Source organism: Microbacterium sp. NPDC064978 (genome assembly GCF_044543605.1).
Lineage (GTDB): Bacteria > Actinomycetota > Actinomycetes > Actinomycetales > Microbacteriaceae > Microbacterium > Microbacterium meiriae.
In genome coordinates, this window is the sequence record NZ_JBITWF010000003.1 from 41,996 (window position 1) to 64,804 (window position 22,809).

The 22,809-nt window shown below is 70.8% G+C and carries 26 protein-coding genes; 13 read left to right on the top strand and 13 right to left on the bottom strand.

Annotated features, from left to right (window positions below):
- Positions 1–143 precede the first annotated feature (143 nt).
- Genes ACIGJI_RS10115 through ACIGJI_RS10125 form a run of 3 tightly spaced genes read left to right on the top strand, consistent with a single transcriptional unit; the run spans position 144 to position 3,398 of the window.
- On the top strand, positions 144–1,520 hold the full coding sequence (locus ACIGJI_RS10115; RefSeq protein ID WP_187662392.1) for an MFS transporter: 1,377 nt from the start codon (positions 144–146) through the stop codon (positions 1,518–1,520).
- 40 nt (positions 1,521–1,560) lie between these two features.
- The gene (locus ACIGJI_RS10120) at positions 1,561–2,781 is read left to right on the top strand and encodes an FAD-dependent monooxygenase (RefSeq protein ID WP_187662391.1); all 1,221 of its coding nucleotides are present in this window, start codon (positions 1,561–1,563) and stop codon (positions 2,779–2,781) included.
- Complete coding sequence (locus tag ACIGJI_RS10125) at positions 2,778–3,398, top strand: NADPH-dependent F420 reductase (protein WP_187662390.1); 621 nt, start codon at positions 2,778–2,780, stop codon at positions 3,396–3,398. Before ACIGJI_RS10120 ends, ACIGJI_RS10125 begins: the two co-directional genes overlap by 4 nt.
- A gap of 89 nt (positions 3,399–3,487) precedes the next feature.
- Here the strand turns inward: ACIGJI_RS10125 and aztD are convergent, their stop codons facing one another.
- From aztD to aztB, 4 genes are read right to left on the bottom strand one after another with little or no spacing between them, the layout of a single operon-like run.
- Positions 3,488–4,687 carry a zinc metallochaperone AztD gene (gene aztD, locus ACIGJI_RS10130; protein WP_363446587.1) on the bottom strand — a complete coding sequence of 400 codons (1,200 nt, stop codon included), beginning with the start codon at positions 4,685–4,687 and terminating at the stop codon, positions 3,488–3,490.
- Between the two features lie 28 nt (positions 4,688–4,715).
- Complete coding sequence (gene aztC, locus ACIGJI_RS10135; RefSeq protein WP_363446589.1) at positions 4,716–5,633, bottom strand: zinc ABC transporter substrate-binding protein AztC; 918 nt, start codon at positions 5,631–5,633, stop codon at positions 4,716–4,718.
- Between the two features lies 1 nt (position 5,634).
- Positions 5,635–6,861, bottom strand: coding sequence for an ABC transporter (locus ACIGJI_RS10140; protein ID WP_363446591.1), 1,227 nt, complete (start codon positions 6,859–6,861; stop codon positions 5,635–5,637).
- A 20-nt stretch (positions 6,862–6,881) separates the two neighbouring features.
- A complete protein-coding gene (gene aztB / locus ACIGJI_RS10145; RefSeq protein WP_363446593.1) occupies positions 6,882–7,760 on the bottom strand; it encodes a zinc ABC transporter permease AztB in 879 nt (292 codons plus the stop codon).
- A 55-nt stretch (positions 7,761–7,815) separates the two neighbouring features.
- On the opposite strand from aztB, the gene ACIGJI_RS10150 reads away from it, so the two are divergent.
- Positions 7,816–8,559 (top strand): metal ABC transporter ATP-binding protein, encoded by a 744-nt coding sequence (locus tag ACIGJI_RS10150; RefSeq protein WP_363446595.1) that lies wholly within the window; start codon positions 7,816–7,818, stop codon positions 8,557–8,559.
- Here the strand turns inward: ACIGJI_RS10150 and ACIGJI_RS10155 are convergent.
- Together ACIGJI_RS10155 and ACIGJI_RS10160 are read right to left on the bottom strand one after the other, a co-directional pair.
- Positions 8,497–8,841, bottom strand: coding sequence for a hypothetical protein (locus ACIGJI_RS10155; RefSeq protein WP_187662384.1), 345 nt, complete (start codon positions 8,839–8,841; stop codon positions 8,497–8,499). The genes ACIGJI_RS10150 and ACIGJI_RS10155 overlap by 63 nt on opposite strands.
- A 72-nt stretch (positions 8,842–8,913) precedes the next feature.
- The gene (locus ACIGJI_RS10160; RefSeq protein ID WP_363446597.1) at positions 8,914–9,744 is read right to left on the bottom strand and encodes a hypothetical protein; all 831 of its coding nucleotides are present in this window, start codon (positions 9,742–9,744) and stop codon (positions 8,914–8,916) included.
- Between the two features lie 167 nt (positions 9,745–9,911).
- Here ACIGJI_RS10160 and ACIGJI_RS10165 point away from each other — a divergent pair, with 167 nt between their 5' ends.
- Positions 9,912–10,403: a DUF1269 domain-containing protein gene (locus tag ACIGJI_RS10165; RefSeq protein WP_187662382.1), complete on the top strand. Its 492-nt coding sequence runs from the start codon at positions 9,912–9,914 to the stop codon at positions 10,401–10,403.
- Between the two features lie 86 nt (positions 10,404–10,489).
- Entirely contained in the window at positions 10,490–11,005 is a 516-nt protein-coding gene (locus tag ACIGJI_RS10170; protein ID WP_363446599.1) for a GNAT family N-acetyltransferase, read from the top strand.
- Between the two features lie 10 nt (positions 11,006–11,015).
- Here the strand turns inward: ACIGJI_RS10170 and ACIGJI_RS10175 are convergent, their stop codons facing one another.
- Positions 11,016–12,416, bottom strand: coding sequence for a threonine/serine exporter ThrE family protein (locus tag ACIGJI_RS10175; protein WP_187662380.1), 1,401 nt, complete (start codon positions 12,414–12,416; stop codon positions 11,016–11,018).
- Positions 12,417–12,548: 132 nt separating this feature from the next.
- Between ACIGJI_RS10175 and ACIGJI_RS10180 the strand changes: the two genes are divergently transcribed.
- Positions 12,549–13,997: a protein kinase gene (locus tag ACIGJI_RS10180; RefSeq protein WP_363446602.1), complete on the top strand. Its 1,449-nt coding sequence runs from the start codon at positions 12,549–12,551 to the stop codon at positions 13,995–13,997.
- A gap of 39 nt (positions 13,998–14,036) precedes the next feature.
- Here the strand turns inward: ACIGJI_RS10180 and ACIGJI_RS10185 are convergent, their stop codons facing one another.
- Both ACIGJI_RS10185 and ACIGJI_RS10190 read right to left on the bottom strand, forming a co-directional pair.
- Complete coding sequence (locus tag ACIGJI_RS10185; protein WP_187662378.1) at positions 14,037–14,375, bottom strand: ATP-dependent DNA ligase; 339 nt, start codon at positions 14,373–14,375, stop codon at positions 14,037–14,039.
- A gap of 87 nt (positions 14,376–14,462) precedes the next feature.
- Positions 14,463–15,722 (bottom strand): MFS transporter, encoded by a 1,260-nt coding sequence (locus tag ACIGJI_RS10190; protein WP_363446605.1) that lies wholly within the window; start codon positions 15,720–15,722, stop codon positions 14,463–14,465.
- Between the two features lie 85 nt (positions 15,723–15,807).
- Between ACIGJI_RS10190 and ACIGJI_RS10195 the strand changes: the two genes are divergently transcribed.
- The gene (locus ACIGJI_RS10195) at positions 15,808–16,362 is read left to right on the top strand and encodes a CGNR zinc finger domain-containing protein (protein WP_363446607.1); all 555 of its coding nucleotides are present in this window, start codon (positions 15,808–15,810) and stop codon (positions 16,360–16,362) included.
- A gap of 21 nt (positions 16,363–16,383) precedes the next feature.
- Here ACIGJI_RS10195 and soxR read toward each other — a convergent pair whose 3' ends face one another.
- Both soxR and ACIGJI_RS10205 read right to left on the bottom strand, forming a co-directional pair.
- Positions 16,384–16,818: a redox-sensitive transcriptional activator SoxR gene (soxR, locus tag ACIGJI_RS10200; protein WP_060922707.1), complete on the bottom strand. Its 435-nt coding sequence runs from the start codon at positions 16,816–16,818 to the stop codon at positions 16,384–16,386.
- 51 nt (positions 16,819–16,869) lie between these two features.
- Positions 16,870–17,076, bottom strand: coding sequence for a hypothetical protein (locus tag ACIGJI_RS10205; RefSeq protein ID WP_025102541.1), 207 nt, complete (start codon positions 17,074–17,076; stop codon positions 16,870–16,872).
- 113 nt (positions 17,077–17,189) lie between these two features.
- On the opposite strand from ACIGJI_RS10205, the gene ACIGJI_RS10210 reads away from it, so the two are divergent.
- The 4 genes from ACIGJI_RS10210 to ACIGJI_RS10225 all read left to right on the top strand — a co-directional run bounded on the left by ACIGJI_RS10210 (position 17,190) and on the right by ACIGJI_RS10225 (position 19,675).
- On the top strand, positions 17,190–17,564 hold the full coding sequence (locus ACIGJI_RS10210) for a VOC family protein (protein ID WP_292797281.1): 375 nt from the start codon (positions 17,190–17,192) through the stop codon (positions 17,562–17,564).
- A gap of 89 nt (positions 17,565–17,653) precedes the next feature.
- Entirely contained in the window at positions 17,654–18,979 is a 1,326-nt protein-coding gene (locus ACIGJI_RS10215; protein ID WP_363446609.1) for an NAD(P)/FAD-dependent oxidoreductase, read from the top strand.
- 106 nt (positions 18,980–19,085) lie between these two features.
- The gene (locus tag ACIGJI_RS10220) at positions 19,086–19,250 is read left to right on the top strand and encodes a hypothetical protein (protein ID WP_164498166.1); all 165 of its coding nucleotides are present in this window, start codon (positions 19,086–19,088) and stop codon (positions 19,248–19,250) included.
- 56 nt (positions 19,251–19,306) lie between these two features.
- The gene (locus ACIGJI_RS10225; RefSeq protein WP_292797286.1) at positions 19,307–19,675 is read left to right on the top strand and encodes a hypothetical protein; all 369 of its coding nucleotides are present in this window, start codon (positions 19,307–19,309) and stop codon (positions 19,673–19,675) included.
- Here the strand turns inward: ACIGJI_RS10225 and ACIGJI_RS10230 are convergent.
- The gene (locus ACIGJI_RS10230) at positions 19,609–20,526 is read right to left on the bottom strand and encodes a cytochrome c oxidase assembly protein (protein WP_363446611.1); all 918 of its coding nucleotides are present in this window, start codon (positions 20,524–20,526) and stop codon (positions 19,609–19,611) included. The two genes, ACIGJI_RS10225 and ACIGJI_RS10230, sit on opposite strands and share 67 nt — an antisense overlap.
- A complete protein-coding gene (locus ACIGJI_RS10235; protein ID WP_363446613.1) occupies positions 20,496–20,957 on the bottom strand; it encodes a DUF2243 domain-containing protein in 462 nt (153 codons plus the stop codon). Before ACIGJI_RS10235 ends, ACIGJI_RS10230 begins: the two co-directional genes overlap by 31 nt.
- 124 nt (positions 20,958–21,081) lie before the next feature.
- On the opposite strand from ACIGJI_RS10235, the gene ACIGJI_RS10240 reads away from it, so the two are divergent.
- The gene (locus ACIGJI_RS10240; RefSeq protein WP_187662373.1) at positions 21,082–22,809 is read left to right on the top strand and encodes an MDR family MFS transporter; all 1,728 of its coding nucleotides are present in this window, start codon (positions 21,082–21,084) and stop codon (positions 22,807–22,809) included.

Sequence of the window (22,809 nt, forward strand, 5' to 3'; positions counted from 1 at the left end):
GCTCCCCCTCGATTCTTCTTCCGCTCACCTGAACTATAACCACGAAGAAGTGCGATTTACGTACAGAGTCCCCGCCCTCACGATGAGAGGGACACATCCCGATCCCCTCGCTCGCGAGGGGGACAACGACGTTAGGGACGACCATGACCTCCTCTTCCGCATCAGGCAACGCCAGCTCGCAGCGCCGCATCGCCTTCGCGACGATCATCGGCACGACCATCGAGTGGTACGACTTCTTCATCTACGCGACGAGCGCCGGGCTCGTCTTCGCACAGCTCTTCTTCCAACCCGCCGGCAAGGAGATCGGCCTGCTGCTCTCCTTCGCCACGGTCGGCATCTCCTTCCTCTTCCGTCCGCTCGGCGCCTTCCTGGCCGGGCACTTCGGCGACGTCCTGGGGCGGCGCACGATGCTCGTCCTCACCCTCGTGCTGATGGGAGCGGCCACCACCCTCATCGGTCTGCTGCCGACGTACGCCCAGATCGGGATCGCCGCGCCGATCCTCCTGCTGCTGCTGCGGATCCTCCAGGGTCTCTCGGCCGGCGGTGAGTGGGGAGGTGCGGTGCTGATGGCAGTGGAGCACGCCCCGGCCGACCGTCGAGGGCGCGCGGGGTCGTGGCCCCAGCTCGGGGTGCCCCTCGGCTTCCTCCTCGCCTCCGGAGTGACGGCCCTCATGACCGGCGTCATCACCCCGGGTGCCGCGTACCTGGAGTGGGGCTGGCGCGTGCCGTTCCTGGTGAGCGTCGTGCTCATCGCCGTCGGGTTCGTCATCCGGCGCTCCGTGTCGGAGAGCCCCGTCTTCGCGGAGATCGCACGCCGCGGACGGCAGTCCCAGGCGCCGATCGTGACCCTGTTCCGGCGCCACTGGTATCTGGTGCTCCTGGCCGCCCTCGTGTTCGCGGGCAACGGCACGCTCGGGTACATGACGACGGGTGGCTTCCTCAACAGCTATGCGATCAACGTGCAGAGCCTCGACACCACGGCGGTGCTCGTCGCCGCGTCGGTGGCCGCCGTCGTCTGGTTCTTCTCGACGCTCCTCGCCGGGTACCTCTCCGACGTGATCGGGCGGCGGAGCACCTTCCTGATCGGTTTCGCCCTGCAGGCTCTCGTCGTCTTCCCCGTGTTCTGGCTGGTCGACCACGGAGGTCTCCCGGGGCTGTACACCGCGCTCGTCCTCATCTCGACCGGACTGGGCCTCACCTACGGACCGCTGGCCGCCTGGTACTCCGAGATCTTCCCCGCCTCGATCCGCTTCTCGGGCGTCTCGATCACCTACGCGATCGGCGCGGTGCTGGGTGGTGCGTTCGCACCGATGATCGCCCAGCTGCTGCTCGACAGGACCGGTACGACCGTGGCCGTGTCGGCCTACCTCCTGGTGGCCTCGCTCCTCGGCGGCATCGCGACGCTGTGTCTGCGGGATCGATCGGGGATTCCGCTGGGACCGGACCACGAGGCCGAGCAGGCCACGGGAGCCACGATGTTCCGGTCGCGCCCGGCTGCGCCCGCGCTGGCCGCGAAGTGAGAGGACGCCTGTTCGTGCGTCATTCGATGAAGGAGAGGCAATGGTAGACAGCAGGACGAGGATCGCCGTGATCGGCGGGGGGATGGGCGGGCTCACGGCCGCGATCGCCCTCACCCGGATCGCCGGTGTCCAGGTCACCGTGTTCGAGCAGGCGACGGCGCTCGGCGAGGTGGGAGCAGGCGTGACCGTCGCCCCGAACGCGCAGCGCGTGCTGGACGCCCTCGGTGTGCTCGACCAGGTGCGACGGGCCGGGGCGACCCCCGACGGGCACGGCGTCTACCTGGATGCGAGTGGGGCGCTCGTCACCGACGCGGCGTGGGAGGACTCCGCGAAGCAGTACCGGAACATCGGGATGTACCGCCCGGATCTCATCGAGGTCCTGGCGCGCGAGGTCGACGGGGAGAGCATCCGCCTCGGGCACCGCCTGGCCTCCCTGCGCACGGAGGAGTCCGGCGTCCGCGTCACCTTCGAGAACGGGGTGACCGACCTCTTCGACGCGGTCATCGGGGCGGACGGCATCCACTCCGTGGTGCGCCGCAGCATCGTGCCCGATCCGGAGCCCGTGTACTCCGGCTACATCGTCTACCGGGGCGTCGTCGACGCCTCCCACCTGCCCGCGGACTGGCCGCGGATCAGCCAGGTGTGGATGGGGGATCAGCGGCACTTCATGTGCTACCCGCTGCAACAGCGCACCCTGTTCAACTTCGTCGCCGGGGTGCCCAGCGACCGCCCGCTCCACGGCCCCTGGTCGGGCCCCGCCGACGTGAGCGAGCTCCGCGCCGAGTTCGCCGGCGAGATGTGGGACACCCGGCTCCAGCGCTTCCTGGGAGCGATCGAGAAGACGTTCTGGTGGGGGCTCTTCGACCACGAGCCGCTCCGCAACTGGTCCCACGGAGCGGTGACCCTGCTCGGCGACGCCGCACACACGATGCTGCCGCACCAGGGCCAGGGCGTGAACCAGGCGATCGAGGACAGCATGGCGCTCGCCGTGTTCCTGAAGGCCGCCGACACGGTCGCCGACATCCCGGAGGCGTTCCGGCGCTACACCTCGGTCCGCATGCAGCGGACCGCGATCCTGCAGCACGGCTCACGGCGGGCGGGGTGGATGTTCGACGCGCAGCACGAGTTCGCGGACCGGCGGAAGCGCGACACCGACCTGCGCGTCGGGCGCGACTTCCGCCGGAGCGCGGTCTTCGACTACGACGCGAGGAAGGTCGCCGAGAGGGCGCTGGCCCGCTTCCGGAAGGAGCAGTACGCATGACCTCGATCAGCATCATCGGCAGCGGGAGGATGAGCGCGGCGATCGCGGACGTCGCCGCGCGCGCCGGCGCGGGTATCCAGATCGTCCGTCGGAGCACCGCCAGTTCCTCCGGCGACCGCCCCGACGTCACGTATGCCGCGCTCGGCGACGACCTCACGGGCGACCTGGTGGTGCTCGCAGTCCCCTCTGCGGCGTACCCGAGCATCCTCGACCACTATCGCGAGCGCCTGCGCGACAAGGTCGTGATCGATATCAGCAACCCCATCGACTTCACGACCTACGACGAACTGACCGTCCCGTCCGATTCGTCGAGCGCCGCGGAACTCGCGCGGATGCTCCCCGAGGGGGCAGCGGTCGTCAAGGCGTTCAACGTCAACCTCGGCGACACCCTGGTCACCGGCACCAACGGCACCACGCGGACGACGGTCCTCTTCGCCGGTGACTACGCGGAGGCGAAGATCGCCGTCGCGTCGCTGATCGAGGATGCGGGGCTCCGCGCCGTCGACGTCGGTCCGTTGTCCCGTGCTCGGGAGCTCGAGGCGATGGGGTTCCTCCAGATCGTCCTCGCCGCGCTCGGCGCCACGAGCTACGAGTCGGGATTCACCCTGCTGCCCTGAGGGTTCCGCGTCTGGTCGTGCCGGGAACGTGCACGGGACACGATGCTGCGGGTCCGCCCCGGAACGGGACGGACCCGCAGCGCCGAGGCTCAGCCGGCCGCCGGCGCGATCTCGTTCGGGGTGACCTCCAGCTCGGTGCTCGCGAGCACCTCGCCCGTGGTGAGGTTCACCGCGTGCACGCTGTCCGCGGCGGGCTCGGTCACGTAGGCGATGTCACCGGCGACGACGATGGCGGGGTGCGGGTCCTGCCACTCGGCCGGCCCTTCCCACGCCTCGATGACGGGGTAGGAGTCGGTGATCTCCCCGGTCTCGGGGTCGAGCACATGGATGGCACCGTCGGCGCCGAGGATGTAAGCCAGGTCGTCCGGCCCCCGCACGACGTCGCGGAAGGTGTACTCCGCTCCCTCCGGCAGGGACACGACCTCGGACGTCATCGCCGCGGTGTCGATGAGCGTGACGGCGTCGAGCAGGTACCCCTCGGCGTCAGGATCGTTCTTGTAGTCGCCCACCACGATCGGGCTCGTCTCGCTCACGTAGGCGTTGCCCATGCGGCCGTACGGCTGGTCCGGGGCGGCGAGCTTGGTGATCTCGCCGTCCTTGTAGACGAGCGCGCCGTCCTCGCAGCCGAAGACGACGACCTCGTCGGACGCCGTGCCTTCGCCGTGGACGCCGGGGCACTGATCGGACGCCGCGATCTCCGTGCCCTCCGCATCGCGCACCACGATGCCGCTGCGACCGTCCGCATCGCCCACCGTGGTGAGGAACGTGCCGTCCTCCAGCAGCACCGAGACGCCGTGGTGCGCCTCGACGCCGTCGATGGTCTCCACTTCCGGGAGGCCGTCGTCGCCGAGGGCGGCGGTGTCGAAGATCGTGGTGTCGCTCGTGCCGTCGGCGTAGAGGATGGTCTTGCCACCGTGACGGACCACGTGGCCGGGGGTGTCGGCCGCGAACACCGTGTCGGTCAGCGCCGCGTCATCGGTCGACCCGGCTCCGGTGTCGAGTACCTGGAAGCCCTCGCTCATCGTCACCATGACGTGGCGACCGTCGCCCGCCGGATTCAGGCGGGTGAACGGCTCCGAATCGAAGTCGGCGACGGTGTCGAGGGTCTCCCCGTCGAGGACGAGGATGCCGCCCTCGTACGAGATGGTCACCCGGGGGCCGGGGTCCGACTCCGGGGCATCGCTCCCGGCGGAGCCGGACCCGGGGCTGGTCGAGCAGGCGGCGAGCGTCACGGCGGCGCCGAGGGCGACGGCCCCGGCCAGCGCCCGGCGCAGGGGGAGTGTCTTCATGCGGTGCTTCTTTCTTGTGAGGGTGGTCTCAACGGGTGAGACCGGAGGCGATGCGCTCGGTGTTGACGCGCATCATGGTCAGGTAGTCCGGGGCGCCGCCGTCTTCCGCGGTGAGCGACTCGGTGAACAGCTCGATCACCTCGACGTGGACGTCGGCCTCCTCGGCGAGCGCCTGGACGAGGCGGTCGGGGGAGGAGGACTCCGCGAAGACGGCGGGCACGCCCGTGTCCTCCACGGCGCCCACGAGGTCGGCGAGGTCGGAGGCCGAGGGTGCAGCGAGCGTGGTTCCGCCCGGGATCACGGCGCCGACGACCTCGAAATCGAAGCGGTCGGCGAGGTAGCCGAAGACGTGATGGTTGGTCACGAGCGCCCGGCGTTCGTCCGGGATCCGGGCGAATGCGGCGGTCATCTCGGCGTCGAGCGTCGTGAGCTCCTCGCGGTAGTCGGCGACGTCCGCGGCGAGGGTGTCGGCGTCGATCCCGTCGAGCGCGGCCAGGGCGGGCTCCAGGGCATCGACGACGTCGATCATGCGCGCGGGGTCGGTCCAGAAGTGCGCATCGGGCATTCCCGCGGCGTCGCCGTCGCGGTAGTCCAGCACCTCGATCGCGTCGCCGGCGACGAAGGACGGCACCTCCGCGGCGACGGCCGCGTCGAGATGCTGCTGCAGGCCCTCCTCGAGCCCGAGCCCGTTGGAGACGAGGAGGTCGGCGTCCCGGAGCGTGGCGGCCTCCTGCGCCGAGATCTCGAACGAGTGCGGGTCCGCGTTCGACTTCATGAGGGTGACGACGCGAGCCTGACCCCCGACGAGCTCGCCGACCACGTCGCCCAGGATGTTCGTCGAGACGACGACCACCGGTCGCGTGTCGGCAGGGGTGGCGCAGGAGGTCAGGGTGGCAGCGGCGCACGCGGCGAGCGCCGTGGCGGTGAGAACGCGGAGGAAGCGCATGTCAGCGCCCCGTCTCGGCGACGAAGGCCGGGGCGTCGGTCGTGTCGAAGGTCCTCGCGACGCGGGCGCCGTCGGCGTAGTCGATCTCGAACAGCCGGTGCTCCGCCGGGCCGCTGAGGTAGGCACGGTGCTGGTCGGCGATGAGGACCGGGGTGGCTCCCCCCGCCACCGACTCCGCCACCAGCGGCGCCGTCTCCGCTCGCACCGCCCCGTCGAGCGCGCTGAGCACGAGCACACGGCCGTCCTCCGCGAGGGCGAGCAGGGTGTCGTCCTCATCGCCGACGGCTGTCACCTGCACGAGTGGGGCCGGAGCGGTGAGGAGGGTCCAGGCCCGGGCCCGGGTGTCGAGGATGCGGATGTCGGTGGGCCCGGCGAGGCCGGCGACCGTGGGGCGCCCCTCACGATTGTGGAAGGACGTCACGGCTCCGGCCGGCGCGTCCTCCGGGTAGGGGATGCGGTCGACGACGACGGCGCCGTCCTCGACCTGAGCCAGCAGGGCACCGTCCGCGCAGCCGATCACCGCTCCGACCCTGGTCGTGATCGTGCCGCTCGGCGCGACGCAGTTCTCCCGGAGCCCTGTGCGCTCGCCGTGTGCCGTGTGGCCGACGACGGAGCCGCCCGCCTCACCATCGTCCTCGGTCACGAGGGCGAACGACCCGACCGGTACCACCAGACCCTCGTGGGGAGTGCGCTCGATGCGGAACAGCTCACGGATCTCCCCCTTCGACAGGGCCTCCGTGTCGAGGAGGACCGCGTCACCGGATCCGGAGAAGGAGATCCCCGTGCCGCCGGTGGTCGAGCTGTTCGTCGTCGCGACCGTTGCCGTGCCGTCGCCCTCGACCGTGCCGAGCAGCGCGGGCTCCGCCCGGTAGTAGTGGAAATGGTCGACGTGGTCCCACGTCCAGACGCCGCTGTCGACGACCTCGACGCCGTCGCCGGTGTCCGCGAAGAGGTACCGGCCGTCGGTGGCCATGCCCTCGGGGGCGGCGACCGCACCGATGTCGGTGACGCTCTCATCCAGGAGGTCGAGGTGGGTCACCCGACCCGCGTCGTCGACGGTCGTGAGGCCGAGCTGCGGTTCGGCGACCTCTTCCGCTCCGGCGATCGCGCCGTGCCCGTCCGCGGGAGTCGAGGGCGCGGCCGGGCTCTGCGTCGCGGGACCGGCGCAGGAGGTGAGGGCGAGGGAGAGGGCGGCGAGAGTGATGAGGGGCAGGAGGCGGGAGCGCACGAGAACCTTTCGGAGACGGGTCAGGAGGCGGGAGCAGGGTCGGGATGGGCGGCCCGGTCGGCGAACGGATGCCGTGTGCGCACGGCGGCCCGCGCCGCCCAGGAGAGGCCGGCGAGCCCGATCGCGGCGGCGGCGACGGACGCTCCGGCCGCGGTGGCCGCGTACCAGGACGCGAGGAGCCCGACGAGGACCGCGGCGACCCCGAACGCGGAAGCCAGGACCATGCGCGTGGGCAGCCGCGACGTCCACTGTGCGGCGGCGACCGCCGGAGCGAGGAGCAGACCGACGACGAGCAGCGAGCCGACCGCCTGGTACGACGCCACGACCGCGAGGGTCACCAGCCCGACCAGGGCCGCCTGGGCCCACCGCGGACGGAGCCCGAGCACCGTCGCGATCCGGGTGTCGAGGGCCAGCGCGACGAACGGTCGGTGGCAGAGGGTGGCGGCGATCACTCCCAGTGCCGCGGCTGCGGCGAGCAGGAGGAGATCGGCGCGGGTGATGGCGAGGATGTCGCCGAACAGGATGGCCGTCGCGTCCGTGGCGAAGCTCCCCGAGTGGGAGATGATGATGACGCCCAGAGCCAGCATCGCGACGAACAGCAGACCGATGCTCGTGTCGTAGGAGAGCCGGGCGCGTCGTTGCAAGGCGCCGATGCCGATGCTCATCGCGACGGCGCTGAGCGCTCCGCCCACGAGGACGGGAGCCCCGAGCACTGTCGCCAGCGCGACACCGGGCAGCATCCCGTGGGCCAGTGCCTCACCGAGGAACGCCATCCCTCGGACGACGACCCAGGTGCCGACGACCCCGCAGAGGACCGCGACGAGCGCGCCGCCGAGGAGCCCGCGCTGGAAGAACTCGAGCGTGAACGGGGTGAGGAGGGCGGAGAACGAGGAGGTCACGGAACGCGAGCCTATGCGTAGTTGAGAATGATTATCAAATTCATAAACTGGAGATATGACGACGCTCTCATCGACCACCGACCCCTCCGTGTGCCTGGACGGTGTCTCCGTGCGGTTCGGGGAGCGCGATGCGCTGCGCGACCTCACCCTGTCGATCGGAGTCGGAGAGGTCGTCGCCGTCTCCGGCCCGAACGGCGCCGGGAAGTCGACCCTTCTCGAGGTCGTCGCCGGCGTGCGTTCACCGACGCGAGGGCAGCGGAGCGTGACGGGCCGGATCGCCTTCGTGCCGCAGCGCGCCGTGGTGCCTCCCGGCCTGCCGCTCACGGCGCGAGATGTCGTGGAGGTCGGCACGTGGGGGCGGCTCGGCGCCTTCCGGCGGCGGGATCAGCGTGCGCGCCACGCGGTCGAGGCGGCGATGGAACGCACGGCCGTGCAGGCTCTGGGGCGTCGTCCGTTCGTGGAGCTCTCCGGTGGCCAGCAGCAGCGGGTGCTGCTGGCTCAGGGGCTGGCGGCAGGCGGGGCGGTCCTCCTGCTGGACGAGCCGACGACCGCTCTGGATGCGGAATCGGTCCAGCGGATCCGGGCCGTGCTGCGCGAGGAGGCCGAGTGCGGAACGACCGTGATCTGCGTCACGCACGACGCCGGGCTGATCGCGGCGGCCGACCACGGGATCGCCCTCCTCGACGGGGTGCGGCAGGCAGATCCGCGTCGCCGGGACGCGCGCACGGCGGTGCGGTCAGAGACCGTGCCCCATGTCGAAGTCGGAGAGTGCGGGGATGTCGATGTCTCCGCGCGATGACGAATCGCCCGTGGTCTTCGGGAAGTGGCGATGCGCGCGCAGCTCGTCGACCTCCGTCGCGAAGTCGGGTTCGGGGTCCGCGGTGTGGTGGGGGCTCACGAGCACATCGTTGCCGACACCCACGAGCAGATCGGCCCAGTCCTTCTCCCCGTCCAGGAGGATCGGGATCTCCACCGCTTCGGACTCGCCCTCGCTGGCGATCGCGGCCGCGAGGGTGAGGAGCGTCTCGGCGACGTCGTCAGAGGTGAGGAGCTGCTGGCCGGCGTAGGAGACGAGTTTCATGAGGACATCTTGTCGTCGTCGGCACCCTCCGGCACGGGGGTTGCGTCGATCCTCGAGCAGGGGATAAGCGGTTCAGCGCAGATAGGCGTCGACCATCAGGGCGCCGCGGATGTCGCGGAGCCGGTCGATGAGCCGGGTGATCCCGGCGGTGCCCACGGAGGCGAGAGGAAGGTCGAACGGGCCCAGGGGCTCCAGCTTCCCCATGCGCAGCCGGACGACCTCCCATCCGGCGCTGCGGACCGCGCGGTCCTTCCGGCGGTCCGTCTCCTCCCGCTTGCCGACGTGCTCCAGCCCGTGCCGGCCGACCGTGTCGTACTCGACCGCGATGCGCAGCTCGGGGAGCAGGATGTCGGGCCACACCTCCGTATGCCGGAAGAAGGGCCGCCCGACCTTGATCGCGTTGAGCTCGTCGGGGAACACCAGCCGTTCGGCCAGTGCCTGCCGGAGCTTCCCCTCCGCCGCCGAGGCCGGCTTCGGAGCGCATGCGCTCAGGAACGCGGTTCCCGTCGGCAGCGCAGGAGTCTTGGTGCAGAGCGCCGGTGCCTGCTTCTTCGGACGGGCGGGGAGCGCACGCGCCTCTCCGAGGATCACCGGCTGCGGCCGCGCCAGCGCCGCGCACTCCGGACACCAGGACGAGCGCCGTCGGACCCGCCCCGGACGCTCGCGCTGCTCGGTCGGCGTCGCCGCGAACAGGTGCCCGACGGCGCACTCCCAGCAGAGCAGGACATCGGCGGCCAGCGGGATCTGCGAGAGCACGATGCCGTGGTTGAGCTCCGGGTGGTACTGCCGGATGAGCTCGGGGTAAGCCGCCCACGCCGCCCGGTACGTCCCGACCGCATAGGGCACGTCGAGTCCGCGCGAGAACTGCCGTCTCGCCCACCACTGCTGCACGGACTCGGGCACGACAGCGACCGTAGGCCAGGCCACGGACATCGCCGAGCGGAGTCACCAGGGTGAACATCGCTCGCCGCTCTGTCGTGTCCCCAGGGGCGCGCCTAGGGTCGGTGGCGAAGACCGGTGCCTCTGCGCGCGTGGAGAGCATCTCCGACCGCAACCGAAAGCAGGAAACCATGGCTGAACTGATCGTCATCTCCTATGACACCGAGAGCGACGCGGAGGGCGCCTACAACCGCGTCCAGGCCCTGCAGGACGACCTCGTCGTCGAGCTCGCGGGCCTCGCGCTCGTGAAGGTCGACGGGGAAGGCAAGACGAAGGTGGAGTACCCGGGCGCCGGGAGCAGGATCGGCCTGGGCGTCGCGTCTGGTGCCCTGTTCGGCGCGCTGATCGGCATCCTGTTCTTCATCCCGGTCGCCGGCCTGGTGTTCGGCGGCCTGCTCGGGGCCCTGTTCTCCGGTCTCGACAAGACCGGCATCGACGCCGAGTTCCGCGACCGGGTCAAGGCCACCGTGACGGCCGGCAAGTCGGCCGTCGTCATCTACGCCCTCAAGCTCACGGAGGACAAGTTCGCCGAGGCGCTCGCCCCGTACAACGGCACCGTCGTGCAGACCTCGCTGTCCAAGGAGGACGAGGCCGAGCTGGTCAGGGACCTCGGCGGCCACTGACCGCCCACTGATGCGCCCGCCGTGGATCCGCCCGCGGCGGGCGCATCGTCGTCTCCGGTGTCGGTGGGGCGTGCAAGGCTGCGCGCGTGGACACACTGAGCCTCCGGCCCTGGTCGGCCGACGATCTCCCTCTCCTGCGGGCGGCGAACACCCCGGAGATGACGGTGCACCTCAACGGGCCGGAGAGCACGGCGGAGGTGCAGGCGCGTCACGAGAGGTACCTGCGTCTCGTCGCAGACGGCGAGGCCCTGATGTTCGCGATCATCGACGACGAGGGGCAGCCTCTCGGCTCGATCGGCGCGTGGCGGATCACGTGGCAGGACGAGCCCGCGTGGGAGACCGGCTGGTTCGTGCTGCCTGCCGCGCAGGGCCTGCGGGTGGCCGCCCGCGCTCTCGCTCTGCTCGTCGACGTGCTCCGTGGTCGAGTGGGGGACGGGCGGCTCCTGCTCGCGTTCCCTGCGGTCGACAACCCCGCGTCGAACGCCGTGTGTCGTCGCGGCGGGTTCACTCGCCGGGGAACGATCACGGAGGACTTCCGCGGGGCCGAGCTCACGGTCAACGAGTGGGTGCTCGACCTCGCCGCCGACTCCTCGACGGGATGACGCCGTCGGGTCAGCGGCGCACGCGCGCCCTGGTCTTCGCCACCCCGGCGAGAGTCGCCCGCACCGGCGTTCCGAGGTAGAGCCCGAGGGAGGCGCCGGAGGCGAGGGCGATGCCGATCACGGCGGCGTCGATGAGCGATCCGCCCACGGTCAGCATCCCGGTGGAGGTGCCCGCCGCGTGCACGACCTCGAGCAGGCCCTGGAAGACCGCGACGCCGGGGACGAGCGGGACGATCGCCGCCGTCGTCACCGCGACCGAGGGCACGTGCAGGTTGTGTGCGATGAGCATGCCGATGAAGCTCGCCAGCAATGCTCCGACCGCGCTCGCCGCGGCCGGGTGCAGCTGGAGCGCGACGGTGCCCGCGTACCCGGCGAGGGTGACGGCGCTGAGCAGGGCGCTGACGAGGATGATGCGGATCCCGGCGCCGTTGAACACGGCCACCGCGACCGCGATGATGATGGCCCCCGCGAACTGGTTGAGCAGGGGTCCGAACGGCGCCGGGTCGTCCGGGAGCTCCATCGTGAAGCCCAGCACGCCACCGAGCTCCAGCCCGACGAGGATGCCGATCACCACGCCGAGCGTCTGCATCGTCAGGTCGAGGATGCGCCCGCCGGCGGTGAGTGCGAAGCCGTCGATGGCGTCCTGCGCCGCGCCCACCACGGTGAGCCCGGCGAGCATGAGCACGATGCCCGAGGCGACGATGATCGACGGACGGATGCCGACGAACGGTTCGATCCCCGCGCTGCCGAGCGCCGAGACCGCCACCGCGACGACCGTGGTGACGAGGCCCCCGGCGATCTGGCTGAAGAACAGCGGCACCCGCAGCCGGGCGAGGCCCGCCTGGGTGAGCGCCGCCCCCAGGGCCGCGACGAACGTGAGACCCACGATGAGCGGAGAGGCCCCGAGCATGATGCTCACCCCGACCGCGAGGAGCGCCCGTGCGACGATCACCACGGGCTGCTGATAGCGGAAGGGCACGCGGCGGATGACGCGGAAGGCGGTGCGCGCGGATTCCAGGTCCAGGCCGCCGTCTATGTCAGCCACGAGCGCCTGCACGCGCTGCAGCTTGGCGTGGTCCGGGGCGGCGACGCGGACCACGCGGACGAGGGTCTCCGGCCACACCTCCCCGCTGAGGTGGAAGGAGACCGTGATCGAGTTGTAGGTCACGTCGACCTGCACGCCCTTGAGTCCATAGGCCTCGCACACGCGGGTGATCGCGAGCGTGACCTCGTGGGCGGAGGCGCCGACCGCGAACATCGACTCCCCGATGCGCGTCGCGAGATCGAGGACCCGCGGGACGGTGTGCTCGTCGATCACGGGCATCGCCTCGGTGTGGGCGACGGTGGACGGATCGGTGTGCAGCAGCCGGCGGACGGAGTGGAGCAGTCGCTGAGGGGAACGCGCGGGCATATGTCCCATTCTCCCGCGGGCGAGGACCTCCCGATCGACCGCCCCGCTGTCAAGGCCCGAGACGACCTCCGGCCACGCTCTTAGAGTGGCCTCGCCGTGGCGCTCCCGACGCCGTGGCAGGAGGACTCGACGATGACGGATGACTCGCTTCCCACGGAGGCGCTGCTCGATGGTCGCTACCACCTCCGGGAGTGCGTCGGGCAGGGCGGGATGGCGCGGGTGTACCGCGCCGAGGACTCGCTGCTCGGGCGCACAGTGGCCATCAAGATGCTGCGTGCGGAGACGGAGGAGGGGGCCGCGTCCGAGCGCGCTCGTGGCGAGATGACCGTCCTCGCCTCACTCAACCATCCCGCGCTGGTCACGCTGTACGACGCGCAGCTGCATCCCGGGCGGGCCGAGTACCTGGTCATGGAGTTCATCGACGGGCCGACCCTCGCGGCGCGGATCGCCCAGGGGCCGCTTCCTTCGGACGAGGTGGCGGCGCTGGCTGCCGACCTGGCGGAGGCTCTGCACGTCGTGCACGGCGCGGGCATCGTGCACCGCGACATCAAGCCCTCCAACGTCCTGCTCACGGGTCGCTCTCTCGCCGGGAGCCGATCGGGCGCGAAGCTCGCCGACTTCGGGATCTCGGTGCTCGTGGACGCGGCGCGGCTGACGTCTCCGGGGACGGTGATCGGGACCGCGGCGTACCTGGCGCCGGAGCAGTTGAACGGCGCGGCGCCGGCGCCCGCCGCCGACATCTACGCACTGGGGCTGGTCCTGCGCGAAGCGCTCACCGGAGAGCGCGCGTTCGCCGAGGCGGAGGGGATCGGGGCCACCCTGGCCCGCCTGATCGAGCCGCCCACGATCCCGGAATCCGTGGGTCCGGCGTGGTCCGCGCTGCTGCAGCGGATGACCGCCACGGATCCCGAGGACCGGCCGAGTGCCGCCGGCGTCTTCGCGGCGGTGTCCGCGCTCGCACAGGATCCTTCGCTGCCGCCCCGCCCGCCGGTGCCGGCCCCCATCGCCGCCGCAGCATTCGAGGATCGGACACCGACCGGCCCCTCCGCGCCCCCGACGCAGACCCGCGTGCTTCCCGTTCGTCCGTCTGCCGAGGGGGCGATGCTCCGCGCCCGGGCCCCTCGCACGCAGCGCGTCCGGCGGCGCCGCGGGCTCCTGACCGGCGCGGTCGCGGTCGCGGTGGCGCTCACCGTCGCCGGAACGCTCTGGGCGGCGGGGGCGCTCAACCCGAATCCCGCGGTGACGCCTGTCGACACCGAGCCGAGCCCTCGTTCATCGCCCACGCCGGCAGTCGTGGTGCCCGTGACCGTCCCGGAAGACGGGGAAGAGCCGTCGACACCGGCCGAGGCTCCGCCCGCGGCACCGGAACCCGCGCCCGGCGTGCCGGCCGACAAGAAGGCGGAGAAGGCTCAGGAGGCCGCGGAGAAGGCCACGCAGAAGGCCGCCGAGGAGCAGCGGAAGGCTCAGGAGGACGCGCAGAAGAAGGCCGAGAAGGCTCAGGAGCGCGCAGAGAAGGAGGCGGAGAAGGCCCAGGAGGAGGCGGAGAAAGCGGAAGCGGAGGACGCCGACCTCGAGGACTGAGTCCTCGGGCCTGCGACCTCCGCGTCGGCGGAGCCGGTGTCAGACGGTGAGGTCCGCGAGCTGCCGGGAGGCACTGCTCGTCTCGGTCGGCTCCGGCACCAGGTACAGGCCGTTCGTCGTGTTCGCGGTGTACGCCAGAGCGTCCACCCACCGCCGGTTGATGGCCGGGGGCCTGCTGCCGAAGAACTTGAACACGATGTTCGCGTTCGCGTGCACCCAGACTGTCGTCCGGCCGCCGCCGACGGAGGCGTCTTCCTTCCACGAGAACGGCATCGGCTCTCCGCGCCGGAGCTTCGTCATCATGACGAGCTGGATATGTGTGAGAGCGCGGTCCTCGATCTCGACCTTCGGACCGCCCTCGTAGATGAACTTGCCCATTGGATGGATCCTTCGTTCCATCACCACAGGAACCCGTTGCCAAGAGGCGCAACCACGCTGATCGCTGGTGGGGATATCTCTACGGTCTCACCTATCCCGGATTCGCAACACCCCACCTTCGTCCAGGGAGTCGCCCGATATCGCGCCGGAAGGTCGTCGCCGGTTCATCCCCACGCTGAGGAGATGGTCGGCTGCGGTGGCGACCGCGGCGAGGGCGACGACCCCGACGGCCGCGACGAGGAGGGTCGAAGGAGCGGAGGGGGCGACCAGGCCGGCGAGCGCGACGCCGCCGGCGGAGCACGCCACCTTCACGCCCGCCATCGTCATGAACACCTGCGCGCGGGCGGCGGACGCAGCGTACTCGACCCTGGCAGCGAGGCTCGCGGTGAATTGGACGGCGCTCGCGGCACCCGTCACCGCGAACGCGGCGGCCGCGAGGCTGACGGTCGGGGCCAGGGCGCACAAGGCCAGGGCGCCGGCGACGACGGCCGTCGCCGCGGCGACCGCACGCTCCGGCGATCCCCGCAGGGGTGCGGCGGTGACGACGAGCGAGCCGAGGAGGGTGCCGATGCCGAACGCCGTCGCCAGCAGTCCGGCGACCTGCGCACCCCCGAGCTCACGCGTGGCGGTCACCGCCAGCGCCAGGATGGGTATCGCCCCCAGCGCGATCGCGGTGAGAGAGGTGCTGATGAGGACGCGGCGGAGCGGGCCGGTGGTGAGCAGCAGCGCCGCGTTCCGCCACGAGCTCCCGACCGTCGCGACGCCCTGTGTGCTCCCCATCGACCGGGCCACCGGCAGGGTGAGGAGCGCGACGGCTCCGGCGATCGCAGCGGCGGCCATCGCGAGGACGCCGATGAGGGGGGAGAGCGCCCCGGAGGCCGTGACGACGAGAGGTCCGCCGGCGGCTCCGAGACCATAGGTGAGCGCATCGAGGCCCTGAGCGCGGCGCTGCCGGCGGTCGTCATGTCCGACGAGTTCGGCGAGGCGACTGCTGAGTCCCCCGGTGTGGAGGGGACCGCACAGGCCGGCGACGGTCGACAGGGCGATCGCGGCGAGGAGCCACCCGGCCGTGACCGCCATCGCCGCGGCGCCGATGCTCAGCCCGAAGATGAGGAAGGCGGGGAAGAGCACCCGGAGCGGCCGCCGGGCACGATCGAGCAGGGGAGCCACGAAGGGGCCGGCGAGATGAGGAGCCGTGAGTGCCGCCACGAGAAACCCTGCGGCTTCGGGTGGGAGCGGCGCTGCGGATGCCAGCAACACGAAACCGACCGCGGCACCGGCATCGGCGCTTCGGACGAGGGTGGCCGTGAGGACGTAGAGGCCGAGCGTCCCTTTATGTACCGTCACCGCACCCTCCTCGTCGTCACCTCCTCGACAGGTGATGGGGTGCACAAGTCTTGCGCTCGGAGTCGTCACCCGTCAAGGTGGTGATGTGGAGTTCGCATTCGTCGCGGGAAACCTGGCACTCGACTTCGTCGCGACCGTCGCTTCGCGGGACACGGTTGCCGTCGAGCGCGTGCCGACACCCGCCGCCCTCGCGGAGTGGTTCGCCCTCAGCGGGGCCGTGTCCGAGCCGCCGGAGGTGTCGTCGGCGGACTACAGTCGAGCGATCGCGCTGCGGGAAGCGCTGTATCCCGCTCTGCGTGCGCGGGCGTCCGCCGCCCCGGTCGATGAGGAGACGGTGGCTCTCGTGAATTCCCTGGCGTCTCGTCCGACCCCCGTCCCGGAACTCGTCGACGGCCGGATCCGCACCTTCGGGTCGGCCGAGGGTGTCCTGGCGCTCATCGCCCGCGCCGCACAGAACGCGCTCACCGATCCCCGCCTGCGGTTCTGCGACGGACAGGACTGCACCCGGCCGTTCGTCGACGCGTCCCGTGGTCGCACGCGACGCTGGTGCGGAATGGCGGGATGCGGCGATCGCGCGAAGGCCGCCGCCTATCGCCGTCGTGTCACCCGGAGACCGCGGAACGCCGGCGCCGAGGACTGAATGGCGGAGCGCGCCGAACGGTCAGATGCGGCGAGGGCCGGGACCGTTCTCGCCCAAGGCGTCCTCGGGGTTCAGCAGGCGGCAGGCCTTGAGGGACAGGCAGCCGCAACCGATGCAGCCCGCGAGCTCGCGCTGCAGATGCTCGAGCTGCGTCCGTCGCTCCTCGAGCTCGGCGCGCCAGCGTTTGGCCACGCGGCGCCAGTCGCCGTGCGAGGGCGGCGCGTCCACGGGCAGGGTCTGGAAGAGCTCCTGCACCTCGCTGAGCGGGATGCCGATGCGCTTGGCCACGACGATGATGGAGATCCGGCGCAGCATGTGTCGGCGATATCGCCGCTGGTTGCCGGGCGTGCGCGTCGAGGCGATGAGACCGAGCTGCTCGTAGAAGTGCAGCGCGGAGGGGGCGACGCCCGTGCGTCGGGTGACCTCTCCGATCGGGAGGAGATCGTCGGGTTCCATCCGCCGCCCTTCCGTAGACCTCAACAATAGTTGAGGAACGGGCGGAACGGGTCAGCGCGACGTGGGCGGAAGCTTGTCTACGCCGTGGCGGTTCGGCTTGTCCGGCTCTGCCGCCGTCTCCGGCGTCACGTCCGGGCTGTCGGCGGGTGCGCCGGACGTCGGATAGTGCGGCTCGTCGATCTCGACGGCCTTGTCCCGCTCATCCGCCGGGGGGAGGTGGTCCAGGGGCTGCTTGATGTCATCGGGGTGGTGGCTCATGGACCCAGGGTGCGCTGTTCCGCCTCCATCGCCCAGGGGGTTGTCATCCGGTCGGCGGTGTGGTCGGTGGGGAGCGCTACGGTGAACGGACACGACCACGGAGGGTTTCCCACATGGCATCCGTCCTCACCGGACTCGACCACATCCAGCTGCCCGTCGCCGATCTGGCCGCGTCCATCGCGTGGTACCAGCGCCTGCTCGGCTTCCGCGTCCTCACCGACTACGGCACGAGCGCCATGCTCCGGGCCGAGGGTGGCCCGGACCTCATGCTCTGGGAAGCGCCGGGGCACGCGCCGATGAAGCTGACGGTGGCGGGGGAGGAGCGGCCGATCTTCTTCCTGCGCACGACCGAGATCCACGCCCTCGCGGAGCGGTTCGCGGCAGAGGGCGTCGATGTCGTGAGCTTCGACGACGGCGGCTTCGCTCTCTTCCTGAAGTTCTTCGACCCTGACGGCACCCTGCTCGGGGTCATCCAGCACGCCGCCTGACGCAGAGGCCCCGCCACCCTGTCGATGCCCGCCCGCCTGGGCTATCGTCGGGGCACGGCTCCGTGCGGCGGGGCTGCGAGGAGGGGCGCATGGAGCAGGTCGACGCGGTGATCGTGGGCGCGGGCGTGGCGGGCTTGACCGCTGCGCGGCTGCTGCAGGGCGAGGGGCGGACGGTCGTGGTGCTCGAAGCGCGCGACCGGGTCGGCGGCCGGGTGCATACGGACCGGACCGACGGCATCGTCGATCTCGGCGCCTCGTGGATCCACGGTGTCGACGGCAGTCCGGTGGCTGCCGCCGCCGAGGCCTTCGGCATGCGGACCGTGGAGTTCACCGTCGGCGGGTTCCAGGTGGACAGCCGGCCGATCGCGTATCACGGTCCCGACGGTCGCCCGCTCTCGGCGGAGGAGGCGCGCGCCTTCGCCGCGGATGTCCACGCGGTGGACGAGGCGCTGCCGGCTGTCATCGCCGCCTCCGGCCCCGAGGCCTCCTACCGCGACGTCACCGACCAGGTGCTCTCACGCCGGCAGTGGAGCGCGGACCGCGCCCAGCGAGTGCGTGAATACCTGGAGCATCGCGCCGAGGAGCAGTACGGGGCGTGGATCGAGGACCTCGCCGCGCATGGCCTCGACGATGACGCGATCGAGGGCGACGAGGTCGTGTTCCCGGACGGGTACGGGGTGCTCCCGGAGCGCCTCGCCGAAGGGCTGGACGTCCGGCTGGAGCACATCGTCACCCGCGTCGACTGGAGCGAGGACGGCGTCTGGGCGCGGACCTCGCGCGGGGACTTCTCCGGCGACACGACGGTCGTCACGGTCCCGGTCGGCGTGCTGCAGTCCGGGACCATGGAGATCGTCCCTCCGCTGCCGCCCGTCAACGCCGAGGCATTGGGACGGCTGCGCATGAACGCCTTCGAGAAGGTCTTCCTGCGGTTCCCCACCCGGTTCTGGCAAGACGGGGTCTACGCGTTCCGGCAGCAGGGGCCCGAGGCACGGTGGTGGCACTCCTGGTACGACCTCACGGCGCTGCACGACGAGCCGCTCCTGCTCACCTTCGCCGCCGGGCCCGCGGCCGTGGCGACGAGGGACTGGAGCGACGACCAGGTGCACGCCTCGATCATGGTCCAGCTCCGCCGGCTGTACGGGGACGGGATCCCGGATCCGATCGGCCTGCATCGTACGGCCTGGCAGGACGATCCGTTCGCGCACGGGTCGTACGCGTACATGACGGTCGGGTCGACCACCGCGGATCACGACGACCTCGCCACCCCGGTCGGCGGCGTGCTGCACCTGGCGGGCGAAGCCACCTGGACCGACGACCCGGCGACCGTGCCGGCGGCCGTGTTCTCCGGGCATCGCGCGGCCGAGCGCATTCTCGGACGGACGGTACCGATCGAACGGCTCTGGACGCAGGGATGACGCCCCGGCGCATCGGCAGTGTGGCCGTCGCCGTGTCCCCGGTCAACCCCCTGCGTCACCGGGGCCGGCGCGCATACGGTCGTCGGAACGAACAGAGGAGGAGAGCATGAGCGACCCCCAGAACACGCAGGGCACTCCCGGCGCCGACGAGGAAGCCGACACGGCCTCCGGCGGCGCTCCCGACGACAGCGGCGAGAGCACCGACGACGTGCTCGAGCGCGAGACGACGGACGACGAGGGCAAGCCCCTCGAGAACCCGTCCGGCGGCTGACCGCCGCACCGCCCGAGGGTCAGCCGCGCCCCAGGCGGCGCGGCTACCCTCGGGTCATGCGCCGAATCGCCATCGTCCCCCTGCTGCTCGCCGCCGGACTTCTGGCCGGGTGCGCCCAGGTCACTCAGGCTGCCGGAGACGCGTTCGGAGTACCGGTCGCGGAGACCTGCGCGACGATCGATGACGCATACGCCCAGTACCAGGCGCTGCTCGCGCAGGGCGACGTGTCCGCGGAGCAGCTCGACGCCGCTCGCGACGACCTCGTCGCCACGCTCGACCGCGTCGCCGACGGCATGGACGGACAGCTCGGCGACCTCATCCGCTCCGGCGCCGATCAGCTCGGCGGCATGACCGACCTTCAGGCTCCGGAGACCGTCGAGGCGATCGAACGCCTCCACGACGGGCTCTCCTCGTTCTGCGGCTGAGCCGAATCCCGCGGTCGCGTCGCCACGAACCACTGTCGGAGCAGCAGCACGATGAGCAGCACGTCCACCGCGTCACCGGCGTAGAACATCAGCTCCGCCCCGATCCGAGCGTCCCCGACGTCGACGCCGACGGGCGGGTGGGCCCACAGCCACTTGGCGAGGATCGAGTGCGCGGCGACGAAGACGATGAGGACCCCGGCCCGCACGGTGACCGACGCGCGGTGCGGATCCGGATCGAGCCCCACGATGCTCGCGGTGAACAGGTATCCGGTCAGCAGCACGTGAAGATGCACGGCGGCATGCAGCCATGGTGAGGCGTGCATCAGGGGGAACAGCGGTGTGGCGTAGAGGAGCCAGAGACCGCCGACATTGAGGGCGCCGGCGACCACCGGATGCGTGAGCACCCGGATCGGGCCGCTGCGCAGCACTCGGGACAGAGTGCGCGCCCGCGAGACGGGGAGGGCGCGCAGGGCCAGCGTGACCGGCCGCCCGAGCACGAGGAGGAGTGGCGCCAGCATCCCCACGAGCACGTGCCCGGCCATGTGCACCGGGAAGCTGCTGTGGGCCAGGGCGGCGAACGGTCCGACCATGCCGACTCCGGCGCAGAGCAGACCCGCCATCCAGGCGGCCGTCCGCGGCCGGGGCCAGGGGCTGCGGTCCCGGGTCCGCCGCAACCCGACGAGATAGAGAACGGCTGCGGCGAGGAGGGCGACGAGCGCGACCGGCGCGAGCAGATCGATCCCGCCTCCGACGGCGTCGGTGTCGATGCCCGGCGTCTCGGGCGGTCCGTGGTGTCCGTCGTGACCCTCGCGCATGGCCGTCACCGCGCCGGGTCCGGGCGGGTCCGCCACACCACGAGGATCCCTGCAGCGAGCAACAGGACGGCCGACACGATCCAGACGGTGTCGTAGAGCACGAGGTCGACGCCGTAGCGGATCTGGTGGATCCCGAGGAGCTTGTGATCGACCACGCCGTCGAAGAGCTGGAAGAACCCGACCCCGGTGATCACCGCGCCCGTCCAGCGCGTCCATCGCACGGGGCCACGACGGCGGACGTCGGCGAGGAGGAAGACGCCGAGGATCGTGATGAACCAGCCGAACGCATGGAAGAACCCGTCCGAGACGAGGGCCACGTCAGAGGTCGACAGATCGTAGAAGTGGTGCCAGTGCAGCACCAGGTGGAAGACGAAGAGGTCGATCATCGAGGCGGCGATCCCGCAGCCGAACAGGAAGCCCGACAGCAGCAGGCGCCGGTCGAGGTGGGGCATGGCTCCGGAGGTCATGCGGTCAGGGTCGTCCGTCCCGCCCACCCCGGCGACGTCCTTGACCCCGGCCTCCGAGTGCGGTAGCCGCCGATAGTTGCGAAACCGCAACTATCGGCGTATGGTTGATCTCGATCAACTTTCTATGCAGGAGCATTCCCCCGTGACACACACCTCATCCTCTTCCGAGACCACGCGCTCGGCCCGCGAGGTCTTCACCGCGATCTCCGGCCTCATCGTCGGCATGTTCGTCGCCGTGCTCTCCGGCACGGTCGTCTCGACCTCGATGCCGGTCATCATCGCCGACCTCGGCGGCACGCAGTCGCAGTACACCTGGGTCATCACCGCGAGCCTTCTCGCCACCGCCGTCTCCACCCCGATCTGGGGCAAGCTCGCCGACCTGGTCGACCGCAAGGTGCTCGTCCAGATCTCGCTCATCCTCTTCACGGTCGGCACCGTGATCGCCGGATTCTCGACCGATACGAACATGCTCATCGCTGTCCGCGTCGTGCAGGGCATCGGCGTCGGCGGTCTCATGTCGCTCGTCATGATCGCGGTGGCCCTCATCATCTCGCCGCGTGAGCGCGGCAAGTACATGGGCGTCGTCGGCGGCATCATGGCCCTCGGCACGATCGGCGGACCGCTGCTGGGCGGACTCCTCACCGACGTGTGGGGCTGGCGCTCCAACTTCTTCGTCGGCGTCCCGTTCGCGATCCTCGCCCTCGTGCTGCTGCAGTTCACGCTGCACCTGCCCAAGCCGCAGCGCGGCACGAAGGTCTCGATCGACTACTTCGGCATCGTCCTGCTCGCCGTCGGCGTCTCGACGCTCCTCATCTGGGTGTCCATGGGTGGCAACCAGTTCGACTGGGACTCCGGGACGAGCATCGCGCTCATCGTGACCGCGGTCGTCGCGATCGCCGCCTTCATCGTGGTCGAGTTCTTCGTCAAGGAGCCGATCGTCCCGATGACGCTGTTCCGCAACCGCACCTTCACGCTGTCGGTCATCGCCTCGATCGCGATCGGCGTCTCGATGTTCGCGACTTCGGTCTTCCTCGCGCAGTACTTCCAGCTGGCCCGGGGCGCGACGCCCACCGAGTCGGGCCTGATGACCATCCCGATGATCATCGGTCAGATGGGCGCGTCGATCATCATCGGCCAGCTCGTCAGCCGCTTCGGCAAGTGGAAGAGCTGGATGGTCACCGGCTCCATCCTCGCCACGATCGGCGTGAGCCTGATGGCGACGCTGCGCTACGACACCCCGTTCCCGCTCGTCGCTGTCTACATGTTCGTCCTCGGTGCCGGGCTCGGCATGGTCATGCAGAACCTGACCCTGATCGTGCAGAACGACACGGCTCCGCAGCAGCTGGGCGCGGCCTCGTCGAACGTCAACTTCTTCCGTACGATCGCCGGCACCATCGGTGTGACCGTCATGGGGTCGCTGCTCTCCACGAGCGTCGCCGACTTCATGAAGGACGGTCTGAAGGGCTTCGTCCCGACCACGCCCGACGAGATCAGCGCCCTGGAGCGCCTGGGTTCCGGCGACGTGCCGAAGGTGGGCGAGCTGCCCGACACGATCCGCACGATCGTCGAGAGCGCCTACGGGCACGGCATCGCGGACGCGTTCATCCTCGCCATCCCGCTGGCCGTGATCGCGATCATCGCGATCGCGTTCATCAAGAACAAGCCGCTGTCCACCAAGAACGCCGCGGAGCAGCTGCGCGAGCAGGCCGAGGAGTCCGTCATCGAGGTCTCCGAGGCCGAGGTCGGCGCGAACCTCTCGACCGGGACCATTCGCACCGGGCAGGCCGAACCGGCGACCACCACGGGGTCCGTGAGCGTGCTCGAGCGCGACGATCGGAAGCAGGAGCGCTGA